The organism is Streptococcus atopicus, assembly GCF_049166725.1.
Taxonomy (GTDB): Bacteria; Bacillota; Bacilli; order Lactobacillales; family Streptococcaceae; genus Streptococcus; species Streptococcus hominis.
Window position 1 is genome coordinate 16,540 of record NZ_JBMHFC010000015.1, and the last position, 25,418, is coordinate 41,957.

Consider the following 25,418-nt stretch of genomic DNA (forward strand, 5'->3'; position numbering starts at 1 on the left):
CAATCTATAAAGCGAGTTTGGCTTTATTGCCAGACTCGTTTTTTTCTATTTACTAAGAAACTAGTGCAAGCAAATGCTAATAATTGGATAGATTAAGTAGTAGTTTCATAAACTTTCTAGCTATTTTCTTAACAACGTAAGGTATTCTGTAGCATGTCTTCTTCCTCTAAAGCATTGATGTGTTAGTTCATTTTCTACCAAAATGCAGAGCTGTAGTTTCTTTATGGAATTTGAAATCACGATGCAAATATAAAAAGTGATTTTCTCGTCAGCAAGATTTACGACAATGCGATAACAAAAACAATTTCTTAAAAAATTCATGATGATTGTCTTTTGAAATTTATACGCCTCTGGATAAATAGATTCCAATTTTGTGAAAATGCAAACAATATGAAAATATAGTTGAAATTTTTCTGCCCAATAAACTTTATTTCAAGCCTTTTCTGAAATCTATTATAAAATACATTGCAGAATTTTGAAAAATTTAGATATTTTGTTATGTAATAGTTATCAAAGATCTATGAGCATATCCTTATACAAGTCCAGACAAACGTGATAAATTGGTAGAGTAAAGTTTATTAAAACGTTTTCATGATATTGTCTGAAAATTGTTTTACTGAACAAGAAAACATATATTGAAGGAGAGTTATGATGACTCAAGGGAAAATCACTGCTTCTGCAGCAATGCTCAACGTTTTGAAAACATGGGGTGTGGATACCATCTACGGTATCCCTTCTGGAACCCTCAGCTCACTCATGGATGCTTTGGCTGAAGACAAAGACATCCGCTTTCTGCAGGTGCGTCACGAAGAAACCGGTGCTCTGGCTGCGGTTATGCAAGCAAAATGGGGCGGTTCTATCGGGGTAGCTGTCGGCTCAGGCGGACCAGGTGCCACTCACTTGATCAACGGTGTTTACGATGCAGCTATGGACAATACGCCATTTCTGGCGATTCTGGGCTCTCGTCCAGTCAATGAGCTCAATATGGATGCCTTCCAAGAGCTCAACCAAAATCCAATGTACAATGGTATTGCGGTCTACAACAAGCGCGTGGCTTACGCAGCGCAATTGCCAAAAGTCATCGACGAAGCCTGCCGTGCTGCTGTTTCTAAAAAAGGTCCAGCTGTAGTGGAAATCCCTGTAAACTTTGGTTTTGAAGAAATCGATGCGGACTCTTACTATGGATCAGGCTCCTACGAGCGCAAATTTATCGCGCCAACCCTCAACCAAACTGAGATTGACAAGGCTGTTGAAATCCTCAACAATGCTGAACGCCCAGTCATTTATGCTGGTTTCGGTGGTGTCGGTGCTGGTGATGTCATCACAGAATTGTCTCGTAAGATCAAAGCACCAATCATCACAACTGGTAAAAACTTTGAAGCCTTTGAATGGAACTACGAAGGATTGACTGGTTCTGCTTACCGTGTTGGTTGGAAACCAGCCAACGAAGTAGTCTTTGAAGCAGACACAGTTCTCTTCCTTGGATCAAACTTCCCATTTGCAGAAGTTTATGAAGCTTTCAAGAACACTGAAAAATTCATCCAAGTGGACATCGATCCTTACAAGCTGGGCAAACGCCATGCTCTTGATGCTTCTATCCTTGGTGATGCTGGTCAAGCCGCTAAAGCTATCCTTGACAAGGTAAACCCAGTTGAGTCTACTCCATGGTGGCGTGCTAACGTCAAGAACAACCAAAACTGGCGTGATTACATGAACAAGCTTGAAGGTAAAACTGACGGCGAATTGCAATTGTACCAAGTCTACAATGCTATCAACAAGTACGCTGATGAGAATGCTATCTACTCTATCGATGTCGGTAACTCTACTCAAACATCAACTCGTCACCTCCACATGACACCTAAGAACATGTGGCGGACATCTCCACTCTTTGCGACCATGGGAATTGCCTTGCCTGGTGGAATCGCTGCTAAGAAAGATAACCCAGATCGCCAAGTATGGAACATCATGGGCGACGGTGCCTTCAACATGTGCTACCCAGATGTGATCACCAACGTTCAATACGACCTTCCAGTCATCAATGTTGTCTTCTCAAATGCTGAGTACGCCTTCATCAAGAACAAATATGAAGATACTAACAAACACTTGTTTGGTGTGGACTTTACTAATCCTGACTATGCGAAAATTGCAGAAGCACAAGGTGCAGTTGGCTTTACAGTAGACCGTATCGAAGACATCGATGCTGTTGTCGCAGAAGCTGTGAAACTTAATAAAGAAGGTAAAACAGTTGTTATTGATGCTCGTATCACACAAGATCGTCCATTGCCAGTAGAGGTATTGGAATTGGATCCAAAACAACACTCTGAAGAAGCAATAAAAGCATTCAAAGAAAAATACGAAGCTCAAGAACTGGTGCCATTCCGCCTCTTCCTGGAAGAAGAAGGGCTGCAATCACGCGCTATTAAATAAGTTCTGTAAAAAATAGCTTGAAATTTTCAAGCTATTTTTTAATATGTAGATGAGATATTTTCACGTTGTTGTAGTAGTTTATTGATGATGAAGAGTTCAAAATCATACTTATTCAAATCCCAGTTGAAATAAGATGATCTAGTGATATCAAGAAAAATTGGTTCTAGTTTACCAGTTTCTTTAATTTGATTGTCTAGTTTATTTTTTAACTTTTTGTATAACTCATTATTATTTTTTTCGATAAGTTTATAATGTGAAAAATCATTTAAAAAATAGAAGTAGTTTGCATCTAATAGTGGAGATTTCCCATTCATTGAATTAGGAGGGGTAGAAATTAGGCTATCTAATTTGGAAGAAAGTTTCTTCAATACAATTTTGTATCTAGGATTCAAATCATTTTTTCTTTTTTTATCTTGTATATCTTGTATATAATGAGCAACACTGCAAATAGTAAAATAATCTTTAGAATGAAGTTCAAGAATTTCACACAAAAACTGAGAAGATAATTTTTTTTTGAAAGACTCTAAGAATAATATTAAATCGGTTAAGTTATTCAAATTATGCTTGTTTTGTTTTAATATTCTATAGATATGTTCAAATATTTTATTTTCAATATTTAATACTTCTTCTTGATTTACGCCGCTATCTTTTTCTAATACATTGAGACTATTTTTTATTTTTAGCAATATTCTAATATAAGCGTGAGTTGTATCAAAATCTAGATGAGTTGAGTATATAGCAGTAAGAACTTCTAAAGCAGTATATAAATTTTTTATATATGAGAACGAATTAGTTTTTTTGAGTGAAGTAGGATCAATGTCTAACTCTATTGCTTTTAATATGTATAATACAATTTTTCTTGTTGTAGCCGACTGTTTATTTTCCGTTGTTATACGTGAAAAATCGTGATAGAAATTTATCCAGTAACCCGATTTTCCAACAATATGTTCAAATTCTCTCTCAGTAACAGTTACATTTTTAAATTTCGTGGCTAATAATTTTTCTCTGTGTGAATTTAAAATCTCTAAAGCTATCTTTGTATCATCAATCGCAGGTTCTCCGATATAATAAGGAGTTTCATGGATTTCTTTTTTGGAGTGATTTAAAGTGAGATTATACTTTGCTAAATTTTTACTTATGGTTTTTTCAATTTCCTCGACAATCTCTTTTGAAGTAGCAAAGATAAAATAATCATCAATAAATCTAAATATTTCGTAATCTTTTTTGTGTTGAAATTGAATTAAATCATTTTTTATATCAACATCAATAGTTGTTAAAAGAATATCAGAAATTATTCTATTTATTTCAGGTCCAAGTAACATACCGTTTGTTTCATTATTGTTACTTTTCTGTAGCAATCTATCAGTACTTGAAGCAAAAGTACTAGAAAATTTATTGTTACTTAAAGTTTTCCCAAAATCTTTTTCACCAATAATTGCCCATACTAAAGAATGAGTATAGATACTTCCAAAAAAATTTTGGATATCAAGTTTTAAATAATAACGATACTTATTTCTTGAACGTATAAAACTAGGATTTGATATAATGCCCAAGAGCCTGTGGTGTTTAGAATAAGCAAAATATTTTTTTACTACTTTATCAAGATCTTCGTTCGTGATAGTAGAACCAGACTTTTGAATACCATAATCTTGTTCCAGTTTCAGTCGTTTACTATGTAGATTTTTTTTGTCATTGAATGTCAAGTTATTAAATTTTATAGCTTTTCTAATGTTGAAACTAGATTTTTTTAAATGATTTAAAATCAAAAATTCATATTTCATGATGTAAATCATGTTTTCTATTTGAGACAGCGGATGAAGTAAAGAAATTGTTCTTGCTGAAGTGTTGTTTTTAGGGATTTGATAATTCAATGGTATTGTATAATTATTCTGAGATTCTATAGTTGGTATTTTGTCTAAAATGTTGTTAAGATTATCAATAATTGGATAGTTTGAAAAAAAAAAGAGGTATTTCTTGAGGTAGTAGTTCAGTTCTCAAAAAACATGTTTGCTTAAAAAAATTATTCATCATAAACCTCATAGAGTATTGCTTATTATTATATTTTATTGTAACATAGAATTAGTAGGCATGGAAGTGAGATTTAATATTAATTTATATGTCTCGGTATAAAAATAGAATCATTTGCTATATTTTATACCCCACTACACACAAAAAGTCTAAGACATAATTCCGTCGGGATTTATCACACTATAAGTAGGGCATTCTAGATGCTCAGCTTAATGTGAATATCTGTTTTATTACTGTAAAACACAGGTTTGCACCTGTGTTGCCTACTTTAAAAAGGGTAAGGTATGGATCTAAAGTCTAAAATTTTAAAACATAAAAGTAATGGTAGAATTGTGTATTCTGCGAAGGATGAAGCTGTTCATAAAGAATTACAAAAAATCAATCAGGAAATAATTAATAAATATAGTATAAAAATACCAAATAGGAATGCGATAATAAGAACTGTTATACAGTTTTTATCACAAGGTGAGATATATCTTAATCGAAAAGAATTAATTTTTACACCATTGAAATTCAAAATGATAAAGATGGATATAAAAAACTTTTTCCCATCTATTAATAAACATATTTTATATAGTAAGATTGTTAAATCTTCAATACTAAATGATTCGAGTATAGATACAATAAAATCTTTTATATTCTCAGATGAGTATAAGGGAGTGCCTCTAGGACTTTCTTTTTCTAATTCTTTATCGGAATTATATTTAGAAGAGTTTGATTCAACAGTACAATTGAGCTGGAAACCATTGTTATATGTGCGATACGTTGATGACATATTACTGATTGTTAATGAATCAGTTGATGAGCAAAGTGTAATTTCTTTTGTTGAGAATGAATTGAAAGATTATCATTTAGAACTTAATAGTGATAAAACTATTGTTCGAAAAAGTGACTTGACTAATTTTAGATTAACATATCTAGGCTATGAATTTTCTAAATATCAAGTACAGTATACTGACTTAAGTGGAAAAGTAAAGACAAAAGATTATCTTGCTATAGACGTTTCAGAAGAAAAGTTCAATTCAAAAGTTTTGAATAAATTAATCCGATCTTTTAAAAGATTTGAAAATAGCTATCAACAACCAGAATCTTTTTGGATTTTATACTATCGATTAAGGAATCTTATTCAAGGGGTTTCATCTAAAAGTCAAAATAATCAAATTGTAAAATTTGGATTAAGTTATTCCTATATATTTATTAACTCTACTGATAGGATTAAGCGTTTATTGAAGATATATCATCATTTTGTAAGATATTATAGAAAAAATAATTATTTATCTTCTAAACAGACATATTTGCTTCTTGATTTAGTATCGGTGAACAATAAAGTTATCACTTCTGAATCTGTTAGAGGGGAGATGTTACTCTTACTTGATAGTAGGTATCATTATGAAAAATTGTCTATAGAAACTTTAGAAAATATTTGTTTGCGTATAGGTATGTCTATAGATTCTCGAAGTTATACAAATAAATATCTGGAGTATTATAAAATTAATTTACAAAAGAAAATTATGAAGAAATTAAGTTTTCGGTTTGGGAGTATGTAAGAGGAGTACTTGTTAGAATGAGCCATATAAAGAGTCTGGAGAAATCTAGTCTTTTTTGTTGCCATCATAAGATCGTGATAGTTTACATCTTTCTAACAAAACTTGAAAAATCTTGAACAATTAGTAAAAACGTTATAAAATGTTGAATTAAAAAGAAAAAAGATTTTTAAAAAGGCAGAAAAACAAATGGAAATATTGGAATGGTTGCAACCTTTATATCTGTAATGATGTATGTGTCTTATTTCCTGCAAATCATGGATAATCTAGCTGGACAAAAGGGGAATTTCATCCGTTTTAGCGATTAACTGTAGCCTTTGGGTTTATTATGGTCTTTTCAAGAAAGAGCAAGATATTACTCTAGCAGCAAATGCATCAAGTATCACCTTTGGGATGACAATTGCTATTATTATCTTGAGTTAAAAGGAATGGAAGAGACCGGCTTTTTCTTTTTTATTTTTGCAGGAAGACTTATGTTGTATGAGTTCATTGGCGGAGATAAGTTTATTTTAGATGATAGAGAAAGAATAAGAATGACAAATATATTTATAAAAACTAGAATAGTATCACTATTTCGCATCATTCCATAAGTAAAGGTTTTCAAAGTGTGGTACAATATAGGTGAATGACCAATCAAAATAAGAAAGTGAGTAGAGACATGGTTGAAAAATTGACTTTCCCAGATGGTTTCTTGTGGGGCGGAGCGACAGCTGCTAACCAATGTGAAGGGGCCTATAATGTTGATGGTAGAGGTCTTGCCAATGTCGATGTGGTGCCGATTGGTGCGGATCGTTTCCCGATTATTGCTGGTAAGAAAAAGATGTTTGACTTTGAGGAAGGCTATTTCTATCCGGCAAAAGAGTCCATTGATATGTATCATCATTTTAAAGAAGATATTGCGCTTTTTGGCGAAATGGGCTTTAAAACTTATCGACTCTCTATCGCCTGGTCTCGGATTTTTCCAAAGGGAGATGAGCTGGAGCCCAACGAAGCAGGCTTGAAATTTTACGAAGACCTCTTTAAGGAATGCCATAAGTATGGCATCGAGCCTCTGGTGACCATCACCCACTTTGACTGTCCTATGCACTTGATTGAGGAATACGGAGGCTGGCGCAGCCGCAAAATGCTGGAATTTTACGAGCGTCTCTGCCGCACTCTTTTTACCCGCTACAAGGGGCTAGTCAAATACTGGTTGACTTTCAATGAAATCAATATGATTCTCCATGCACCGTTTATGGGAGCAGGACTTTACTTTGAAGAAGGGGAAAATGAAGAGCAGGTCAAATACCAAGCAGCTCATCATGAATTGGTAGCGTCAGCTATTGCGACCAAGTTGGCACATGAGATTGACCCTGAAAATAAGGTTGGCTGCATGCTGGCAGCTGGTCAGTATTATCCAAATACAGCCAATCCGGCAGATTACTGGGCAGCTTTGCAGGAAGATCGGGAAAGCTATTTCTTCATCGATGTCCAGTCCAGAGGAGAATATCCAAACTATGCCAAGAAGAAATGGGAGCGTTTGGGTATTGAGGTTGAAATGACAAAAGAAGACCTAGACTTGCTCAAGACCTATACGGTGGATTTTATTTCCTTCTCTTATTATTCTAGCCGTGTGGCTTCTGGTGACCCAAAGGTTAATGAAAAAACACAGGGAAACATTTTTGCTTCGCTTAAGAATCCTTATCTGGAAAGCTCTGAATGGGGTTGGCAGATTGACCCGCTGGGCTTGCGAATTACCCTCAATGTCATCTGGGATCGTTATCAAAAACCCATGTTTATCGTGGAAAACGGTCTGGGAGCAGTTGATACACCGGATGAAAATGGTTATGTCGAAGATGACTACCGCATTGACTACCTAGCTGCCCATATCAAGGCCATGCGCAATGCAATCAATGTAGACGGCGTAGAACTTCTAGGCTATACCACTTGGGGCTGTATTGACCTAGTTTCTGCCGGAACTGGTGAGATGAAAAAACGCTACGGTTTTATCTATGTAGACCGTGACAACGATGGAAACGGCACACTCAAACGCTCCAAGAAAAAATCTTTTGATTGGTATAAAGAAGTCATTGCGACTAATGGGGCAAGTGTGAAATAGAGCAATTGGGGCGTGAGACAGAATTTAAAATCATTTTAATCGGCTCTCTTATTTCAAGAATTCGGTGAGAGTGGGACAGAAATCAGTAGCTTCGTAGAAACTTGATTTCGTCATCCCACTCTCTTTTTTGCGTTCCGTTGACTTCCGTCTTTTTCCTTGTTACACTATGGATAAGAGATTTTGCTGGAAATGGATGTAATATGGCTACTATTTTAATCATCGAAGATAACAACGATATTCATGATATTTTAAAAGATTTGTTTCAAGCTGAACATAGAGTTTTTTCAGCATATTCTGGAACGGAAGGACTTCTTGTTTTTGCGCAGGAAAAGATTGATTTGGTGCTGTTGGACATTATGCTGCCAGGGAAAAATGGTGATCAGGTCTTGGCAGAAATTCGCAAAAGCAGTCAGATTCCGGTGGTCATGCTGACAGCTTTGGGTGAGAAATCGCTGGTCAGTCAATATTTGTTGGATGGTGCCAATGACTATATTGTCAAACCGTTCGATCTGGATGAGGTTTTTGCACGTGTGACCGTGCAGTTGCGTAACCACCTTTCACAAGAGCAAGCAACGGAAATTCAAGGGATAAAAAATATCCGTCTTTCACCAGATACATTTGAAGTGGTCAATGGCGAGAAGCGAGTTCGTTTGGGGAAGAAGGAGTATCAGATACTTCAAACCTTGCTTCGTCATCCGAAGAAAATTTACACAAAAGAAGAATTATTTGAATTGGTTTGGGGAGAACCCTACCTGCCGGGAGATAATACACTGAACACTCACCTTAGCAATCTTCGTAAAAAATTGGCCCAAGTAGATGATTCGGAAGAATATATCGAAACGATTTGGGGACTGGGTGTACGACTTAAGGAGGACTGAGAATGCTTGAATTTATACTAATTATGTTCATCGGTCTGCTTGGGTTCTTGCTCGTGCGTTATCATGTTGCGGTCCGTAATTTTTCACAGCAGATTCGTGAGAAACGAGAAACTGGTAGTCAAATTCGTTTGGCACCTCAAAACCACACCCAAACGATTGTTGAGTTGGCAAATGAAGTTGAAAAGCTCTTTCAAGAAGTAGAGCAGACACGTTTTATCGCTCGTCAGGAAAAGAAAACCTTGGATATGGCCATTAGCAATATTGCTCACGATATTCGCACACCTTTGACCATTGCTAGCGGTTATACCCAACAGCTTATAAAAGGAAAAGAAGAAAATGAACAGCTGTTGAAAATTGCAACCAATCTGTCCGTTGTTTCCAATCGTTTAGAAGCTCTCATGGAATACCGCCGTCTTATGGAAGGTGCAGTTCGACCACAATTTCGGCAAATAGACATTTCCAAACTGGTTGCAAAGCAAATGCTTCCTTTTTATGATGCCTTTCAAAAGCAAGGAATTGAATTGCAAGTAAATTTGCAGGAGGGGTTAGTAATAAAGACAGATCCAGAAATTTTGGAGCGAATTGTCCAAAATATGTTGAGCAATGTCCTCAAGCATGGAAAGGAAACTGCCCAGCTATCTTTAATCCGAAAAGATGCGGCTATTCTTTTAAGTGTAAAAAATATAGTCCGTCAGCCAATTCAGCATTTGGAAAAATTAACCAATCGCTTTTATTCTGAAAATCTCTCTAGCACGGAAGAATCCTCTGGTTTAGGACTTTATATCACTCAACAACTGGTAGATATTCTTGGCGGTGATTTAACCATGAAAGCTGAAGGAGAATGGTTTGGATTGCTTATCCGTTTGTGAATATTTTATACAAAAAAACAGCTAATCATTTGACTAGCTGTTTTCTTTTGTTATAAATCTTTTCTTTTGAATACCTGTATACCACTAAATGTAAAAAGAAGTGTGATGAGAAGAGCGATGGTTATGGTTTTGACCACCATATCCTGTTTAGAAACCATGTCAAAATAGAATTGCATGTTCAAGTATTTCAACCAGTCAATATCTGGGTAAAAGGCAGTTGGCAGACTTAGCAGGGAAACACCGATCAAATAAGTGAAAATAGCAGCTATAATAGAGTTGGTAGCATACAGTACGAAAGAAACAAGGCTGACCCAAGCTAGGGTACAAATAAATTGAACTCCTATCGTAATGAGAAAATTAGAAAGAAAATGTTTGGGTGCGGTTCCCATACCATTGATGAGCGTAGCTGGAATAAATGAGGAATAGGTTAGAATCAATTGAAGTACGATGAGAGTTGCCAGAACAAGGAATTTAGATAAATAGAATTCTGCCCGTGAAATACCACTAGTAATAGAATTTTTATATAATTTCTGAGTGAGATCAATTCCAATCAATAAAACAACAAGGATAATAATAAAAATAATGGTATTACTAAGATTATCAGAGGTTTTAGTGATAGCCTCAAAGCCAGTCCAGCCTCCGTTATCACCCAGTTTTTCAAAAGCTTTTGTATCTGTATGAACTCCGATACTTCCCACAACACCGTAGAGCACACCTAATAAGAGTGTGATGATAAAAAGGATTTCTGTAATCCAAAAACCTTTTGAACGAAAAAGACGATAAAAGTCTGCTTGAATAATATGAAACATGATAAACCTCCCTCTATTCTACTAGATCTGTAAAGTATTTTTCTAAATCTTGACGAGCATAGTAGATTTCATTGATAGCAATATTCGCCTTTCCTAGCTCTTGAATAATCTTGTTGATTTCGTGCGAGTGAGTGAAAATATGCAGCTCGTCTGTTGCATTTACAACTTTGAGGCGGTAGCCTAGTTGATCGTGAAGAATTTTGCTTGCTTCAGCAAGATTATTTGTTTTCAAAACGATATAATCTTCATTATCTTCTTCAAATTCTACTTTCGTAATTTCTTTGATGAGATGACCATTTTCAATGATGCCGAATTTTGTAGCGACCAAGTATAGTTCACTTAAAATATGACTGGAAATGATGAAGGTCATATTCAATTCTTCATTGAGGCGTTGCACCAACTGGCGGAATTCTTTGATTCCGACAGGGTCAAGCCCGTTAATCGGTTCATCCAAAATCATCAAATCTGGTTTTGACAGAAGAGCAATGGCAATGCCCAAGCGCTGTTTCATTCCAAGAGAAAAATCTCGGAATTTTTTCTTGCCAGTATTGGTCAAGCCCACGTAAGAGAGAGTTTCTTGGATAACCTTATCCGCATTTGGGATATGCCGTATCTTGCAACAATAGTTTAAGTTTTCATAGGCCGTCAAGTGATTGTAAGCAGCGGGTGCTTCAATGACAGAACCAACTCGCTTGAGAGCGTGCGTCCATTCGGAGTTATTAGAAGAGCCAAAGAGAGCGACCGTACCGCTATTGGGCTGAATCAGCTGGGTAATCACTTTGATAAGCGTTGTCTTACCAGCTCCATTTTTTCCAATTAGCCCGTAAATTTCTCCTTGCTTTACGGTGAGACTGACATCATTCAAAGCGAGTTGTTGTCCAAATCTCTTGCTGATGTGTTTCACATTTACAACAGTTTCCATAACATGACCTCCATTTTTTCTATCGTAGAGTTTTCCCTCTTTTCACTATTTAGTATACAAAATGCTTGTCAAATAAGTCTCAAGCAATTCTCAAATATTTCTAAAATTTAAAAAATCTGAGAAAACCTCAGATTTCACAATTTTGTAGGATAAATCTTTCAATCATAGTGGCCATTTCTTGAGGATGGTCTGTGTTAAGTGTATGATTTCCACCTGAAAGTGTCACAAAATCTGCTTGTGGTAAAGCTGCAGCTAATTTTTTAGAGGAAGGCAGGTTAGGCCAATCTTTGCTGCCACAGATGATGAGGCTGGGAAGTTGTATTGCACTTAGTTGACTTGATAAATCTAAATTTTTCAAGTCTTTTAACAGGCCAACAAAAGATTTTTTATGAAGCCCCTCTTTTTTGAATAGGGAGTCTGGTAGGCAAGAGAAGATAACCAGCTGGAGTTTATAGAGTAGATTGGAGCTTAGTTTATATTGAGTTCCTGATAAAACGAGTGCTTGGAGCTGAGGAAATTGTTGCCCCACCTTTAAGGCAAGAGTTCCACCGAGGGACAATCCAACTAGAACAAATGGTTCGTTGATGGCTTGAAGTTCCTGACAAAGGTGTTGTTCTAGCTGAGAGACTGTAATGATGTTGTTATTTGTGTAAAAGAGGTCTAAAGCCTCGGTGTCATATTGTGGCAGAAGTTCACGGACTTTATCCCAAGAGTGTTTATCCTGTCCAAGACCGTGTAAAAAAATGATTTTCATGAGTGATTCCTTTTTATTTTCAACAAAAGAGATGGGAACGATTGTAAGAGTAAACCTATTAAAATCTATCATAAATTGGATTACTTGATATCATTATAGCATAAAGAAGGTGCTTGTGTTGCGATAGAATTAGACGATGACCGACTTTAAGTGGATAAAAAGACCTTCTAAAAAATAAAATTGATTGTAGTGTTTTTTGTATCAAATTCCTACTTTGGGATAAAAAGGGTTAGATTGATAAGGAGGAAAATCAAGAAGCAAGCAAGGGTAGTGCTTTTTGGTGTTTCTAAATGTCGGTAATAGCTTCGTTTGACAGTCTCATCAAAGCCGTGTGCATACATAGCTTCTACATAGGAATCTCGCCAGTTGAAAGCGATAAAAATTGCTTTGATATAAAAGATTGGCGACCAGAAATGTAAGGTTTTGCCTCGCAAAAGACTGGCTTCGCGAACAGCTTGGATTTCTTTTTGAATAACTGGAATAGCGTTTAAGACAACGAGCAGCCCGTAGGTAAAATGACCCGGAAGTCCTTTTTGATGCCAGTAGCGCAAGAGTTGATTGAGATTGACGCCGTATAAAAAGGTCATTCCCAGAGCTGCTAAAGCAAAAGAACGTGTAAAAAGAACAATCGCTTGACTTTTGTCACCGTGAAGCTGAATAGCCCAGAAATTTGCTAACGCCGGAAGTAATGGCAGAAGGAACACCCAGAGAATACCCCACCATTTCCTAATATAAATAAGGTAGATAAGTGTTCCTGCGACAATAGCGCAGTTGAGCCATGTTGAGCGGACAAAGGAGATTTCTAACGTCAAGGCAATGAGAAGGAGCAAGAGTGCTAGGACATTTGTTTCTTCTTTTTTCATAGCGCTCTCCTTTCTGTCAACCCGTGAGACGTCAACTCTACCAAATAATCACTAATACCGTCTAATGGCTCTAAGCGATGAGAAATGATAATAAAGCTCTGTTGTGCAGCTTTTTCCTTAATCCAATTAGCAAAAAAATCACAGGCTTTTTTATCTAAGCCAGTAAAGGGTTCGTCCATGAGTATGACAGGAGTTTCCAAGGACAGGATAGCCAGTAACTGAATGATTTTTTTCTGTCCGCCGCTCAAGTGGAAAAGACCAGAATCCATTTTGTCCTCTAAGCCAAATAAATCCAGGGCTTCTTGTACCTTTGCTTGGTTTTCATTGGAAAGAGAGGGCAGGTTTAATTCCTCTGCAGGGGTCGTCCGAATGAATTGCTTTTCAGCATCTTGAACAACAGCAGTAATATGGCGATATAACTTCTTGTTCTTCTTAATTTTTCGGCCCTGATAACGCATGCTGCCTTTGTATTTTTGCAATTGCAAAATGGCACGAAAGAGAGTGGACTTGCCGACACCATTAGCTCCGATGAGAGTCGTAATACCTTGCTGAAAAGTAAAATCCTCAATCGTAAAAAGTATTTTTGAGTCAAATTGACAGGAAACATGTTGCAATTGTAAGAGAGGACTTCGCTGGGTATTTTTACGTACCAGTTGATAGCTTGGGAGTTCCTTTTTTAAGAGAGCTACATCTCGTTTAAAAAGTTCGCCATTTTTTAACTCAACAAGGTGGTCAACGCAGTCAGCATAGAGACTGCGGTCGTGGTCGCACAGAATCACCGTTTTCCCCATTTTTGTCAAATCAGCTAACAGATGAATCAAGCGCTTACGTGCTTCTTGATCAACAGAAGCAAAGGGCTCGTCCAATAGAATAATCTGCGAATCCATAGCTAACAGAACCGCCAGAGAGACTTGTTGCTTTTCTCCACCAGATAAGGTCAGAAAGTCTCGATGAAGCAGGTGCCCTACTTTGCTAAGTGCAATTGCATGCTGGATTTTTTCATCAATCTGATCAGCGGGTGTTTGGAGATTTTCCAACGTAAAAATCAATTCTTCATAGAGAGTTGGCATGGTGAATTGACGGCTTGGATTTTGAAACATCATACTGAGGTAGATGACTCGTTCATGAATAGGTAAATGAGATAATAGTGTATCACCTAGTTTGACCTCTCCAGAGAAGTCTAATTCGTTGAAATTCGTTAAAATCCGAAAAAGGGTTGATTTGCCAGCACCGGTATCACCAATCAAGAGCGTCATTTTTCCTGTTTCAAAGGCGAAGGTTAAATCTTTAAAGACATCTCTAAAATAAATGTGCTCTAATGTTAGTTTCATCTTATTTACCAGCAGCTTGGTTAATCTTGTCGTAAAGATTCATAATAATTTTGACTAGAACGGCGCAGAAAAAGAATACAGAGAAGAAGCGAACAATAAGCAATGCTAAGACAAAACCGGGTTTGAAAGCGTAGTAACCAATTTTGAAATATTCATAGGTAAAGCTCAAAAGGGTCGTACCAATGGCGCTATAAGTCAGAGCTAGCCAGTCGTAGCGTTTGTATCGCGTCGCAGCAAACCCAAGCTCGCTACCAAAACCTTGAATGAGCCCAGAAATCAACGTGCTCATGCCAAATTGGCTGCCATATAGTATCTCTGCGAGGGCTGCAAGCACTTCTCCAATCGTGGCGCTACTAGCTTTGCGAATGAGCATAGCTGACATAGGAGCTGCCATACACCAAAGACCAAACAAAACTTCGTTGGCGAAAGGCTCTAAACCTGCCGGCGCTAAAATAGCTGTCAAAATGTTGTAAAGAAAACCTGAACCGACAAAAATCCCACCGAAAAGAATAGCTAAAAGAGCTAAGAGGATAACATCTCGTAAACTCCATTTTTCAAACATAAAAAAACTCCTTCTAACAGAGCAGATGAGGAGTTTTGGCACGACAAAATAAAATCTAATCACATAAATGATTAGAACGGTTTGGTCTTTCTTATACATTTCCCTGCGGCAGCATTAACTGTATCAGGTTCCATGGGTATAATCTCAGCCTCAGCACCCCAAATGTTCTTTTCTTTTTATTATGTTGCTATTCTAACATCTATTTTCAAAAATAGCAAGCAAAGGATTTTCAAAAATTTTGATGCATGCGGCTGATATAGCCTTAAACTATATCAAATCATAAAATGTTAAACGACACGCGATGAAATCAACGTTTAATATATATTTGGAATCTTTCCATAGTTTTTAACTATAGCAAACTCCTAGAAATTCCAATTATACAGAGCTTAGATTTTCTGTTAAGATAGTGTCAACAAGAAATTTTGGAGGATGACTATGTCAACTACGATTATTGGCTTCCCGCGTTTGGGAGAATTCCGCGAATTAAAATTCACTACTGAAAAATACTTTAGGAATGAAATTTCAGCTCAAGAGCTCCTGGCTGCTGCCAAGGACCTGCGCGCCAAGCACTGGAATATCGTCAAAGAGTACGGGATTACTGAAGTGCCGTCCAACGATTTTTCTCACTATGATAACGTTTTGGATGCTGCCTTCCTCTTTAACGTAGTGCCGTCCTCTGTTCAGGGCTTGGACCTGTCTGATTTGGAGCGTTATTTTTCCCTGGCCCGCGGCTACCAAGGGGAAAAAGGGGACGTCCGTGCCCTGCCCATGAAAAAATGGTTCAACACCAACTACCATTACATCGTTCCAAAGTTTGAAAAATACACTGAGGTCAAACTGGCCGGTCACAAGATTTTTGACGAATACCAGGAAGCCAAGGAACTGGGTCTGGATACCCGTCCGGTCCTGGTAGGTCCCTTTACCCTTCTGCAGCTGTCCGACTTTGAAGAAGGGGTAGAGGCTGCCCAGTTTGTGGCTGCCATGGCCAAGGCCTATCAGGAAGTCTTTGCCAAATTGGCCGACCTAGGAGCTGAGCGCATCCAGCTGGATGAGCCAAGCCTGGTCAAGGACCTGTCCGCCGAAGAGAGGGTCCTCTTCCTTGATCTCTACAGGAAAATCCTGGCTGACAAGAAGGGACTGGAAGTCCTGATTCAGACCTACTTCGGCGATGTTCGGGATATCTACTCTGATTTGATCGAACTGCCGGTAGACGCTATCGGTCTGGACTTCGTCGAAGGCAAGAAAACCCTGGAGCTGGTCAAGTCCGGCTTCCCGGCCGACAAGACCCTCTATGTCGGGATTGTCAACGGTAAGAATATCTGGTGCAATAATTATGAAAAGAGCCTAGCTGTCCTGAAGCAGGTTCCGGCTGAAAAGCTTGTGCTGACCAGCTCTTGCTCCCTCCTACATGTACCTTTCACCACAGCCAATGAAGACTTTGAAGAAGCCATCCTCAAGCACTTTGCCTTTGCGGCTGAGAAGTTGAATGAGCTCCGGGACCTAGATGCCATCCGCAATGGTGGCGGAGCAGAAGCCCTGGCTGCCAATAAGGAACTCTTTGCGACAGAGCGTGTCGGTCAAAATGCTGAATTGGCAACTCGTATCGCTGGATTGACAGATGCAGACTATACTCGTCTGCCGACCTTCGCAGAACGCGAAGCCATTCAGAAAGAAGCCTTCAAACTGCCGGCCCTTCCGACGACAACCATCGGTTCCTTCCCTCAGACCAAGGAAGTTCGGGCCAAGCGCCTGGCCTTCCGCAAGGGAGAACTGTCCCAGGAAGACTATGACAAGTTCCTGGCTGAGCAGATTGACGAATGGATCAAGTGGCAGGAAGAAGTTGGTTTTGATGTTCTGGTTCACGGGGAATTTGAGCGTAATGACATGGTAGAATACTTCGGTCAAAACCTCTCCGGCTACCTCTTCTCCAAGAACGGCTGGGTGCAGTCCTACGGTATGCGTGGGGTGAAACCGCCGATTATCTGGGGCGATGTAACCCGCCTCAACCCGATTACTGTTAAATGGTCCAGCTATGCTCAAAGCCGGACTGACAAGCCGGTTAAGGGAATGCTGACGGGACCTGTAACTATCCTCAACTGGTCCTTCCCACGGGAAGATATTTCCATCAAGGACTCTACCCTGCAGATTGCCCTGGCCATCAAGGATGAAGTTCTGGACCTGGAAGCTGCCGGCGTTAAGATTATCCAAATCGATGAAGCTGCCCTGCGTGAAAAGCTGCCGCTCCGTCGTAGCGACTGGTATGAAGACTATCTGGACTGGGCTATTCCGGCCTTCCGTCTGGTCCACTCTACCGTAGCACCGAATACCCAGATCCATACCCACATGTGCTACTCAGAGTTTACCGATATCATCCCGGCCATTGACAACATGGATGCGGATGTCATCTCTTTTGAGGCCAGCCGCTCCAACCTGAAAATCCTGGATGAGCTCAAGGCCAAGAACTTCCAGACAGAAGTGGGACCTGGAGTTTACGATATCCACTCTCCTCGTGTACCAAATGAAGAGGAAATCGACCACACCATCGAAGCCATCCTGACCAAGGTGCCGAACTGCAAGCTCTGGATCAATCCTGACTGCGGTCTGAAAACGCGTGGCATTACTGAAACCAAGGCCAGTCTGGTCCGCCTGGTAGAGGCAGCCAAGGCAGCGCGTGAAAAACTTTAATCAAAAAATAAGAGCTGACAGAAGGGCGGACCTGAACCTGCCCTTGCTGTCTTATACTCTTCGAAAATCAACATGATACTTTGCCAGTTTCAACAGTCCAGTGGACTGTTGAAAGTTGCGGATAAAGGGAATGCAGTTCCTGTCAAAAACTGTCTGGGAGACTGTGAGAGGTTGCAAATAAAGAAAGCGAAGCTTTTCTCTTATGTAACTCCAGTACTTTTGATGCAAACTAGGTTTGCTTTATCTGCAACCTCAAACTCTTTCCCAAAGAGTTTGACCGACTCGCTTTCGCGTCTAATTTTGATTTTCATTGAGTATTAGCAAAGGAATTGTAAAACATGTCTATCCAAAGCCCGTCTCTCTCTTTTGAAGTATTTCCTCCCAATCCAGCAGTAGGCAATGAAAAGATTATGGCGGCCCTGAAGGAAATGCAGGATCTGGTGCCTCATTTCATCAGTGTTACAGCGAGTAATAATAAGTTCAATATTGAAGAAACGACGGTGCGTCTGGCGGACTTTATCCGCAATGACCTGCACATCCCGACCATTGCCCACCTGCCTGCGGTTTATCTGACTAAGGAAATGGTTACAGAAACTCTGACAGCACTTGATAAGGTAGGTGTTCATAAAGTATTGGCGCTTCGAGGAGATATTTTTCCAAATATGGAGCCAAAGAAAGATTTTACCTATGCAACAGATTTGATTGAGTATATTAAGAAAGAAGCTCCTCACTTTGAGATTGTGGGGGCCTGCTATCCGGAAGGTCATCCGGACTCGCCCAATCAAATCTCAGATATCCAAAATCTCAAAAAGAAGGTGGATGCCGGCTGTTCCAGCCTTTTAACACAGCTTTTCTTTGATAATGAGAGCTTTTACGATTTTCAAGATAAATGTATCTTAGCAGGGATTGAAGTGCCCATCCATGCAGGGATTATGCCGATTTTAAACCGTAATCAGGTTCTACGTTTGCTCAAAACCTGTGAAAACATTTATTTACCACGAAAATTTTGCTCTATTCTAGATAAATATGAACACGATCCAGAGTCGCTCAGAGCAGCAGGATTAGCTTATGCGATTGACCAAATTGTTGACTTAGTCACTCAAGATGTGGCGGGCGTTCATTTATATACGATGAACAATTCCGATACTGCTCATCGAATTTATCAAGCGACGCATACATTTTTTGATAAGTAAGGATGTCCTGACCTTTGTTGTTCTGCAGTTGAGCTAGAAACCTTAAAAGAGTGCTGAAAATGCGCTCTTTTTGGTTTTCTGATTGATAGGGAATATTAAGTGATGAAAGAATAGTATCACTATTTCTGACTATTCTACAAGAAAAGGGTTTCAAAAAAGAGTATAATAGAAGTAATCAAAGAACGAGGTGAATGAAATGACAGAAAAAAGGTTTCCGAAGGGCTTTTTGTGGGGTGGTGCGACTGCTGCCAATCAATATGAAGGTGGCTGGGATTTAGGTGGGCGTGGTCCGGCTACATCGGATACAGCTAAAGCAGTGCGACCTGAAGAACGTCAAAATTTAGAAGGTTTCTCTGCGCCCATGACCAAAGCAAAAGTAGAAGCTGCTCTTAATGACAAGGAAGGACTCTACCCTAAGCGCTGGGGCTCTGACTTTTATCACCGTTACAAGGAAAACATCGCCCTCTTTGCGGAAATGGGCTTCAAGACTTTCCGTCTGTCTATTGCTTGGAGCCGGATTTTTCCCAAGTGAGATGAAACCCAGCCTAATGAAGAAGGCTTGGCTTTCTATGACGCAGTTTTTGATGAACTCAATAAATATGGCATCGAACCTTTGGTGACCCTGTCGCACTATGAGACACCGATTCATTTGGCATTAGAGTACGGTGGCTGGAAGGATCGCCGAGTTATTGGCTTTTTCGAGCGCTATGTGCGGACAGTTTTTGAACGTTATAAAAATAAGGTGAAATATTGGCTGACGTTTAATGAAATCAATATTATGGGCATTTCTGGCTATGTTGGCGGCGGACTGCTTTTTGAAGACGGGAAACAAAATTTCCAAGACTTGTATCAAGCAGCACATCACCAGTTTGTAGCTAGCAGTTTAGCAGTCAAAGCAGCGCGAGAAATCAACCCAGACTTCAAAGTCGGTATGATGCTTGCTCGTATGCAAGCTTATGCGGCTACCTGCAATCCTTTGGATGTCATGGAGGAGATTCAGAAAGATCATGAAAATCTTTTCTTCTCGGATGTACAAGTCAGAGGGAAATACCCAAGTTATGCTCAACGCTTTTTCAAACAAAATGGTATTGAATTGCAGATAGAAGATGGTGACTTGGAGCTTCTAGCACAATACCCAGTTGATTTCATGTCCTTTAGTTATTATATGTCCTCTGTGGTACGCGCTCAAGAGGAAGCATCTGGTGAAAAGACTGCCGGTAATTTCTCAATGGGAGAGAAAAATCCTTATCTAGAAGCCTCTGATTGGGGTTGGCAAATTGACCCAGTGGGTCTGCGCATTACCCTCAATAAGCTCTATGACCGCTATCAAGTGCCACTTTTCATCGTGGAAAATGGTCTGGGAGCGTTGGATAAGATAGAAGCAGATGGTGCTATTCATGACAACTATCGAATCGATTATCTCAAGGCGCATATTAAGCAAATGTACGAAGCGATTGAGGACGGAGTGGAGCTTATGGGTTACACGCCTTGGGGCTGTATTGACTTGGTTTCTGCTTCCACTTCTGAGATGAGCAAGCGCTATGGATTTATCTATGTGGATGCAGATGATGAAGGAAATGGAAGTTATGACCGCTCCCGCAAGGATTCCTTCTTCTGGTACCAGAAAGTGATTGAAACAAACGGGGCAGCAGCCTTAGAAGAATAGAAAGGTCAACAGATGAGCAGAAAAATTATCTTTTTAGATGTAGACGGAACTTTGGTGGATTATGACAATCGCATTCCAAAATCTGCTATTCAGGCTATTCGTCAGGCGAGGGGAAATGGGCATCTGATCTATGTCTGTACGGGACGTAGTAATGCGGAAATGCCTCAGGAAATCTGGGATATTGGTCTGGACGGTATGATTGGCGGGAATGGTTCTTATGTGGAGCATGAAGGCCAGGTTATTATGCATCAGCTGATTCCTTTAGAAGTGGAAAAGAGAGTTGTAGACTGGTTGCATGAGAGAGGATTGGAATTTTATTTAGAAAGTAACAACGGTCTCTTTGCTAGTGAACATTTTCGTGACGCAGCACGTCCGGTCATGAAACTTTATGCCAAGAAAAAAGGCAAAACAGATGCGGAAGTTGAACATCAAGAGGTTGAAGATGTGATGCACGGCATGGTCTTTGGTGGCGAGCTTTACCGAGATGATCTGAATAAGATCAGCTTTATTCTCACTTCTTATCAGGATCACTTGGACTCTAAGGAAGCTTTTCCAGAGCTCAAGGCTGGTACATGGGGTGGTCGTGGAGAGGAAGCTCTCTTTGGCGATCTAAGAGTTAAGGATATTACGAAGGCACATGCGATTGATGTACTGCTAGAGCATTTGGGGGCAAAAAAAGAAGATACAATTGCTTTTGGAGATGCCAAGATTGACATTCCGATGTTGGAATATTGTCAAATTGGGGTTTCTATGGGCAATGGCGGCCCAGAAATATTAGCCATGGCGGATATGGTGACAGATGATGTGGCCGAGGACGGTCTCTACAATGCCTTTGAAAAATTAGAACTTCTTTAGAGGAATATTTTATGACAAAAACACTTTATTTGATGCGACACGGACAAACTTTATTCAATAAGCGGCATCGGATTCAAGGCTTGTGTGACGCCCCTTTGACGGACTTAGGAGTGTATCAGGCTCAGGTGGCTGGGCAATATTTTAAAAATGCAGGAATTACGTTTGATGCGGCTTACAGCTCAACATCTGAGCGAGCTTGCGATACTTTAGAAATTGTTACAAATGGTAGTCTTCCTTATCAGCGAGTTAAAGGCCTCAAGGAATGGAATTTTGGAACCTTTGAAGGAGAAAGTGAAGACCTCAATCCTCCTTTGCCATATGAAGATTTTTTTGTGACCTATGGTGGCGAATCTCAAGACCAAGTTCGAGAGCGCACGGCTGCAACCATCCTACAGCTCATGCAAGAAACGAAAGGCAAGTCTGTTCTCATGGTATCTCACGGTGGTGCTATGGCTAATTTTGCTCGTGCTTGGAAAGATAATTGGCAACTGGATGAGTTGGGTCACATGACAAATTGTGGTATTTTGAAGTTTACTTTTGGACATGACCAATTTTACCTAGAAGAAGTGATTGGTCACGATTTTAGCGGCTGGGAGGAAGCGTAAATGAAAGATTTATATTTGATGCGGCATGGACAGACTTTTTTCAATCAAGAGGGCTTGGTGCAGGGAGTGTGTGATTCACCGCTGACTGATTTAGGTATAGAGCAAGCCAAGCAAGCGCGAGCTTTTTTCGAGAAAAATGGCATTGAATTTGGCGGTATCTACTCTTCCACTCAAGAGAGGGCTTCTGATACCTTGGAAATTGTGACTGGTCGAACAGATTACACCCGTCTCAAGGGGGTGAAAGAGTGGAATTTTGGACTTTTTGAAGCTCAGCCAGAAAGATTGCAGCCTAAGTTTCGAGCTGGTGCGGTGTCTTTTGAAGATTTATACGTGCCTTATGGGGGTGAAGACGTGGCTCAAGTAGGAGAACGCATGCTGACCTCTCTGACAGAAGTCATGAAAAAAACGCCTGCTGTTGAGAATCCAACATTGGTCGTCAGTCACGGTGGCGCTATGTGGGCTTTTTATCTAAAAGTAGGCTATTTGCCTGATCCTAATATTTATTTCAGTAACTGTGCCATTTGTCATTACCAATATGAAAACGACCAGTTTCTGCTTCGACAAGTTATTGACCCATTGGCTAAAACGGTCTATGACTTGTAACGGCAACTTACTTATTATCGCTTAATCTCTTATAGAGAAAATAGCATAGAGTGACTGTTTAATAGTTGAATAAAAGAAAGAAAATGATGACCAAAACCATCATTTTCTTTCTTTTTATATGTAATTTCTCAAATTTCCTTTTTCTGTAGGTGATTGCATTAGTAAACTATCCTGAGCTCAAGTATTTTACGAAAAATCTCGAAGAATTTTTCGAGATCTGCAATATTATAAAAGCTATTCTTCTGTCACCCACACGCTTCTGGTGAAGATTATGGAGAGTAGGGCTAATCCAGCAAGTCCTACTCCTACGTACCAGTAGGGGAGGTCCATTGTGGTGGAGCGTCCAGACAGGTTGACAATGCCACGAAAGAGCACACCCGTAGCAATGGTTGCGACCGCAGAATTCCAAAGATTGAGACTGAGCCGTGAAAGATTAGGAATCATTTTTTGGAAAATCAGAAGCACCACTCCTCCTATTAGTGGCACTCCAAAGAGATAATGCATATAAACTGAAGTCTCACCAAAGCTGAAGTGCTCGTAAATACGACTAAAAATGAAGAAAAATATTGTGATTAAGGCATAGACAACGGCTGTCTTTTTGAACCGTTTCTTGCTTGCTTTAGTAACCGATGTAGACAATGTCACTCACCGCCCTTTCTGAAATTGTTCCGTTTGTTGTTGGTTTATTGATGACCTTACCATTGAAGTAAAGAGTAGACGATCCTCCTCCGTCAAGGTTATAAGCTGTTTTCACCCCGTAAAATTTCATAACTTCTGCGAGTTCATAGAGAGAAAGTCCCGCGCTTTCTGAAGTTCGACCGTCTGATACAACGATAATATAGTGATTTTTTTTAATCATTCCAATAGCTGTACGCGGATTGGAAGACATGGATTGCCCCACTTCCGAATTGCTTGAAACAGCAATCTTACCGTTTTCAACCAAAGTTGGACCAAAAGCGAGAAGGTTTACAACACCTTTTTTAACCAAGTCATCAGCATAAACATCATTTTCGTAAACAATTCCGAAGCTCCCGTCTTTATAAATTGCTAAGTCACTGTTGCTAGCATCTTCTCGTACGGTATTTCGATAGACAACACCGTTACGGATGACATAGCCAGTCGTGTTGGCTCCGTAGTAGTCTCCGTTGATAGCAAGAATGGCATTGTTATTGGCTGCTGTGACAGAAGTCTTAGCAGTCACGTTATTTCCATAAGTATTTTGCGCTAGAGCGGTTTTGAGATATTCAGGCGAGCTGACCGTAATATCTGCAATGTACACTTTCGTGTTGCTGACGGTTTTTGTAGTAATCTTTACTGAAATATTATCGTCTTTATAGCTTGTATCAGTCGTTGTAGCATTTGTTGTGGCTTTAGCAGCAGTTGTACTTGTCGAGCTTGAAGAAGATTTTACAGTTGTAATAGACTCTGACAAGACAAAGGTTTTTAGCATTGAATAGGTAAATGATCCTGTTAGCAAAATACCAAAGAGACTGGCATAAGCATAGGATTTTTTAAATAATTTCATAATAAGGTATGAGTCCTTTCCTTGAAAATAATTTTTTTTTGCACGAGCCAAGATAGGCAAAAGAGCAACGCTCCGACAATGATTTTAACAATCAGCAAATTGAGACCGAAGCTGGCATAAAAGAGTCTAATCAAAAGGGTGTCAAGGATAAACAGGCCCAAGGCTAAACCGAAATAACCAGTCCCTGTTTTGGCGACACTGTCTTTATTTTTAAAGACCAGTTTTTTATTTGCGGAATAATTGAAAATCGAGCTCGTGACACGAGCCACTCCGTTTGCCAGTAAAATTTTGAGACTAGTTGGTACCGCAGCAAGCACCAAAAGGGCTAGCGCATAGACGATATAGTCAACCAAAAAACTACTAATTGAAGAAAGAGCAAATTTAAACATATCTTTATAAATCATAAGCCCATCTCGTACCGGTCTAAAGTGAGAAGCTTGATTGTCATTGATATAAACCGTCTCAATTGGAACTTCAATGATAGGGTATTCTTTGGAAGCAGCTAGTAACATATTCATTTCATATTCATAACGCTGCCCTTCAACCTCCAACATAAATGGAATCATGTTGGTTGTAAATCCGCGAAGTCCTGTTTGGGTGTCTGTCACGGAAACACCAGTCTGTTGCTTAAACAGAAATCGTGTTAATTTATTTCCAAAAGCCGAACGTAAAGGAATGTTGCCAGAAAAAGATCGAGTTCCCAAAATCAACCGATTAGGGTTTTCTTGAGCCTTTTTGCTCACTCGGAAAATATCCCAGACTTTGTGTTGACCGTCTGCATCAGCTGTGACCACTGTCCCATATTGACCTAAGGAATCGATATAAGAAAAAGCTGTTTTCAGCGCTTGCCCTTTCCCTTGATTTGTTGTATGGCATAGAATAGTAGCATATTTCTGTGCTTCTCGAAAAATGGAATCATCGTTAGCTGGACTGCCGTCATTTACCACGATGATTTGCAGCGAGCTCTTTTCCTTCACCTTTTGCAACAAATGAATAAGATGAAGGTCAGGTTTGTAAGCAGGAATGACTAAATAGTTCATGCGTTTACTCCTTTCTTAGAAAAGTGATAGAAAATTTACACAACAGTATATAGAGCATAGCTTAAAACTAACTGATATCAGCTTTTTTTAAGGTTTTGAAGTGGAATGGGTAATGGAGTATAGGAAAAAACTGTGCTTTTTACAAAAACAAAAATCGAATT

20 protein-coding genes, 2 pseudogenes and 1 riboswitch are annotated in these 25,418 nt (G+C 39.3%); of the genes and pseudogenes, 12 read left to right on the forward strand and 10 right to left on the reverse strand.

Annotated elements, in window-relative coordinates:
• Positions 1 to 651: 651 nt before the first annotated feature.
• Positions 652 to 2,427 (forward strand): pyruvate oxidase, encoded by a 1,776-nt coding sequence (spxB, locus tag ACOMA9_RS09230; protein ID WP_247937433.1) that lies wholly within the window; start codon positions 652 to 654, stop codon positions 2,425 to 2,427.
• 38 nt (positions 2,428 to 2,465) lie between these two features.
• Here spxB and ACOMA9_RS09235 read toward each other — a convergent pair whose 3' ends face one another.
• A complete protein-coding gene (locus tag ACOMA9_RS09235; protein WP_330945338.1) occupies positions 2,466 to 4,298 on the reverse strand; it encodes a reverse transcriptase domain-containing protein in 1,833 nt (610 codons plus the stop codon).
• Positions 4,299 to 4,739: 441 nt separating this feature from the next.
• Between ACOMA9_RS09235 and ACOMA9_RS09240 the strand changes: the two genes are divergently transcribed.
• The 5 genes and pseudogenes from ACOMA9_RS09240 (at position 4,740) to ACOMA9_RS09260 (ending at position 9,844) form a co-directional block, all read left to right on the forward strand.
• Positions 4,740 to 6,002 carry an RNA-directed DNA polymerase gene (locus ACOMA9_RS09240; protein ID WP_330945339.1) on the forward strand — a complete coding sequence of 421 codons (1,263 nt, stop codon included), beginning with the start codon at positions 4,740 to 4,742 and terminating at the stop codon, positions 6,000 to 6,002.
• A gap of 186 nt (positions 6,003 to 6,188) precedes the next feature.
• Positions 6,189 to 6,422, forward strand: a pseudogene (locus tag ACOMA9_RS09245) (hypothetical protein).
• Positions 6,423 to 6,657: 235 nt separating this feature from the next.
• On the forward strand, positions 6,658 to 8,097 hold the full coding sequence (locus ACOMA9_RS09250) for a 6-phospho-beta-glucosidase (protein ID WP_330945347.1): 1,440 nt from the start codon (positions 6,658 to 6,660) through the stop codon (positions 8,095 to 8,097).
• Positions 8,098 to 8,297: 200 nt separating this feature from the next.
• Positions 8,298 to 8,975, forward strand: a complete 678-nt coding sequence (locus ACOMA9_RS09255; RefSeq protein ID WP_330945340.1) for a response regulator transcription factor — start codon at positions 8,298 to 8,300, stop codon at positions 8,973 to 8,975.
• Positions 8,976 to 8,977: 2 nt separating this feature from the next.
• Positions 8,978 to 9,844: a sensor histidine kinase gene (locus ACOMA9_RS09260; RefSeq protein ID WP_421425304.1), complete on the forward strand. Its 867-nt coding sequence runs from the start codon at positions 8,978 to 8,980 to the stop codon at positions 9,842 to 9,844.
• Positions 9,845 to 9,894: 50 nt separating this feature from the next.
• Here the strand turns inward: ACOMA9_RS09260 and ACOMA9_RS09265 are convergent, their stop codons facing one another.
• From ACOMA9_RS09265 to ACOMA9_RS09290, 6 genes are all read right to left on the reverse strand, one after another.
• Positions 9,895 to 10,653, reverse strand: coding sequence for an ABC transporter permease (locus ACOMA9_RS09265; protein WP_330945342.1), 759 nt, complete (start codon positions 10,651 to 10,653; stop codon positions 9,895 to 9,897).
• Between the two features lie 13 nt (positions 10,654 to 10,666).
• Entirely contained in the window at positions 10,667 to 11,575 is a 909-nt protein-coding gene (locus ACOMA9_RS09270) for an ATP-binding cassette domain-containing protein (protein WP_059221527.1), read from the reverse strand.
• Positions 11,576 to 11,702: 127 nt separating this feature from the next.
• The gene (locus ACOMA9_RS09275; RefSeq protein ID WP_106083134.1) at positions 11,703 to 12,329 is read right to left on the reverse strand and encodes an alpha/beta fold hydrolase; all 627 of its coding nucleotides are present in this window, start codon (positions 12,327 to 12,329) and stop codon (positions 11,703 to 11,705) included.
• 209 nt (positions 12,330 to 12,538) lie between these two features.
• Positions 12,539 to 13,192 carry an energy-coupling factor transporter transmembrane component T gene (locus ACOMA9_RS09280; RefSeq protein ID WP_247905955.1) on the reverse strand — a complete coding sequence of 218 codons (654 nt, stop codon included), beginning with the start codon at positions 13,190 to 13,192 and terminating at the stop codon, positions 12,539 to 12,541.
• Positions 13,189 to 14,523 (reverse strand): ABC transporter ATP-binding protein, encoded by a 1,335-nt coding sequence (locus tag ACOMA9_RS09285; protein ID WP_330945343.1) that lies wholly within the window; start codon positions 14,521 to 14,523, stop codon positions 13,189 to 13,191. Before ACOMA9_RS09285 ends, ACOMA9_RS09280 begins: the two co-directional genes overlap by 4 nt.
• Before the next feature lies 1 nt (position 14,524).
• On the reverse strand, positions 14,525 to 15,085 hold the full coding sequence (locus ACOMA9_RS09290) for an ECF transporter S component (protein WP_270737010.1): 561 nt from the start codon (positions 15,083 to 15,085) through the stop codon (positions 14,525 to 14,527).
• A gap of 83 nt (positions 15,086 to 15,168) precedes the next feature.
• Positions 15,169 to 15,256, reverse strand: a riboswitch (TPP riboswitch).
• Positions 15,257 to 15,520: 264 nt separating this feature from the next.
• Here ACOMA9_RS09290 and metE point away from each other — a divergent pair.
• The 6 genes and pseudogenes from metE to ACOMA9_RS09320 all read left to right on the forward strand — a co-directional run bounded on the left by metE (position 15,521) and on the right by ACOMA9_RS09320 (position 22,692).
• Positions 15,521 to 17,770 carry a 5-methyltetrahydropteroyltriglutamate--homocysteine S-methyltransferase gene (metE, locus tag ACOMA9_RS09295; RefSeq protein WP_330945344.1) on the forward strand — a complete coding sequence of 750 codons (2,250 nt, stop codon included), beginning with the start codon at positions 15,521 to 15,523 and terminating at the stop codon, positions 17,768 to 17,770.
• Positions 17,771 to 18,108: 338 nt separating this feature from the next.
• A complete protein-coding gene (gene metF, locus ACOMA9_RS09300) occupies positions 18,109 to 18,963 on the forward strand; it encodes a methylenetetrahydrofolate reductase [NAD(P)H] (protein WP_270207613.1) in 855 nt (284 codons plus the stop codon).
• A gap of 196 nt (positions 18,964 to 19,159) precedes the next feature.
• Positions 19,160 to 20,629: pseudogene (locus ACOMA9_RS09305) on the forward strand (glycoside hydrolase family 1 protein).
• A gap of 12 nt (positions 20,630 to 20,641) precedes the next feature.
• The gene (locus tag ACOMA9_RS09310) at positions 20,642 to 21,484 is read left to right on the forward strand and encodes a Cof-type HAD-IIB family hydrolase (protein WP_421425312.1); all 843 of its coding nucleotides are present in this window, start codon (positions 20,642 to 20,644) and stop codon (positions 21,482 to 21,484) included.
• Positions 21,485 to 21,495: 11 nt separating this feature from the next.
• The gene (locus ACOMA9_RS09315) at positions 21,496 to 22,089 is read left to right on the forward strand and encodes a histidine phosphatase family protein (RefSeq protein ID WP_330945345.1); all 594 of its coding nucleotides are present in this window, start codon (positions 21,496 to 21,498) and stop codon (positions 22,087 to 22,089) included.
• Complete coding sequence (locus ACOMA9_RS09320) at positions 22,090 to 22,692, forward strand: histidine phosphatase family protein (RefSeq protein ID WP_003030549.1); 603 nt, start codon at positions 22,090 to 22,092, stop codon at positions 22,690 to 22,692.
• A 234-nt stretch (positions 22,693 to 22,926) separates the two neighbouring features.
• Here the strand turns inward: ACOMA9_RS09320 and ACOMA9_RS09325 are convergent, their stop codons facing one another.
• The 3 genes from ACOMA9_RS09325 to ACOMA9_RS09335 are packed head-to-tail and all read right to left on the reverse strand — an operon-like array spanning position 22,927 to position 25,257.
• Positions 22,927 to 23,337, reverse strand: coding sequence for a hypothetical protein (locus tag ACOMA9_RS09325; protein WP_070670199.1), 411 nt, complete (start codon positions 23,335 to 23,337; stop codon positions 22,927 to 22,929).
• Complete coding sequence (locus tag ACOMA9_RS09330; RefSeq protein ID WP_421425316.1) at positions 23,312 to 24,217, reverse strand: phosphodiester glycosidase family protein; 906 nt, start codon at positions 24,215 to 24,217, stop codon at positions 23,312 to 23,314. The genes ACOMA9_RS09325 and ACOMA9_RS09330 overlap by 26 nt, the downstream gene beginning before the upstream one ends.
• The gene (locus ACOMA9_RS09335; protein ID WP_421425319.1) at positions 24,214 to 25,257 is read right to left on the reverse strand and encodes a GtrA family protein; all 1,044 of its coding nucleotides are present in this window, start codon (positions 25,255 to 25,257) and stop codon (positions 24,214 to 24,216) included. Before ACOMA9_RS09335 ends, ACOMA9_RS09330 begins: the two co-directional genes overlap by 4 nt.
• Positions 25,258 to 25,418: the final 161 nt, after the last annotated feature.

Excerpts from the sequence above, each read along its gene's own strand:
- spxB (WP_247937433.1), top strand. The coding sequence starts at position 652 with ATGACTCAAGGGAAAATCACTGCTTCTGCAGCAATGCTCAACGTTTTG.
- ACOMA9_RS09240 (WP_330945339.1), top strand. The coding sequence starts at position 4,740 with ATGGATCTAAAGTCTAAAATTTTAAAACATAAAAGTAATGGTAGAATT.
- ACOMA9_RS09250 (WP_330945347.1), top strand. The coding sequence starts at position 6,658 with ATGGTTGAAAAATTGACTTTCCCAGATGGTTTCTTGTGGGGCGGAGCG.
- ACOMA9_RS09255 (WP_330945340.1), top strand. The coding sequence starts at position 8,298 with ATGGCTACTATTTTAATCATCGAAGATAACAACGATATTCATGATATT.
- ACOMA9_RS09260 (WP_421425304.1), top strand. The coding sequence starts at position 8,978 with ATGCTTGAATTTATACTAATTATGTTCATCGGTCTGCTTGGGTTCTTG.
- ACOMA9_RS09265 (WP_330945342.1), bottom strand. The coding sequence starts at position 10,653 with ATGTTTCATATTATTCAAGCAGACTTTTATCGTCTTTTTCGTTCAAAA.
- ACOMA9_RS09270 (WP_059221527.1), bottom strand. The coding sequence starts at position 11,575 with ATGGAAACTGTTGTAAATGTGAAACACATCAGCAAGAGATTTGGACAA.
- ACOMA9_RS09275 (WP_106083134.1), bottom strand. The coding sequence starts at position 12,329 with ATGAAAATCATTTTTTTACACGGTCTTGGACAGGATAAACACTCTTGG.
- ACOMA9_RS09280 (WP_247905955.1), bottom strand. The coding sequence starts at position 13,192 with ATGAAAAAAGAAGAAACAAATGTCCTAGCACTCTTGCTCCTTCTCATT.
- ACOMA9_RS09285 (WP_330945343.1), bottom strand. The coding sequence starts at position 14,523 with ATGAAACTAACATTAGAGCACATTTATTTTAGAGATGTCTTTAAAGAT.
- ACOMA9_RS09290 (WP_270737010.1), bottom strand. The coding sequence starts at position 15,085 with ATGTTTGAAAAATGGAGTTTACGAGATGTTATCCTCTTAGCTCTTTTA.
- metE (WP_330945344.1), top strand. The coding sequence starts at position 15,521 with ATGTCAACTACGATTATTGGCTTCCCGCGTTTGGGAGAATTCCGCGAA.
- metF (WP_270207613.1), top strand. The coding sequence starts at position 18,109 with ATGTCTATCCAAAGCCCGTCTCTCTCTTTTGAAGTATTTCCTCCCAAT.
- ACOMA9_RS09310 (WP_421425312.1), top strand. The coding sequence starts at position 20,642 with ATGAGCAGAAAAATTATCTTTTTAGATGTAGACGGAACTTTGGTGGAT.
- ACOMA9_RS09315 (WP_330945345.1), top strand. The coding sequence starts at position 21,496 with ATGACAAAAACACTTTATTTGATGCGACACGGACAAACTTTATTCAAT.
- ACOMA9_RS09320 (WP_003030549.1), top strand. The coding sequence starts at position 22,090 with ATGAAAGATTTATATTTGATGCGGCATGGACAGACTTTTTTCAATCAA.
- ACOMA9_RS09330 (WP_421425316.1), bottom strand. The coding sequence starts at position 24,217 with ATGAAATTATTTAAAAAATCCTATGCTTATGCCAGTCTCTTTGGTATT.
- ACOMA9_RS09335 (WP_421425319.1), bottom strand. The coding sequence starts at position 25,257 with ATGAACTATTTAGTCATTCCTGCTTACAAACCTGACCTTCATCTTATT.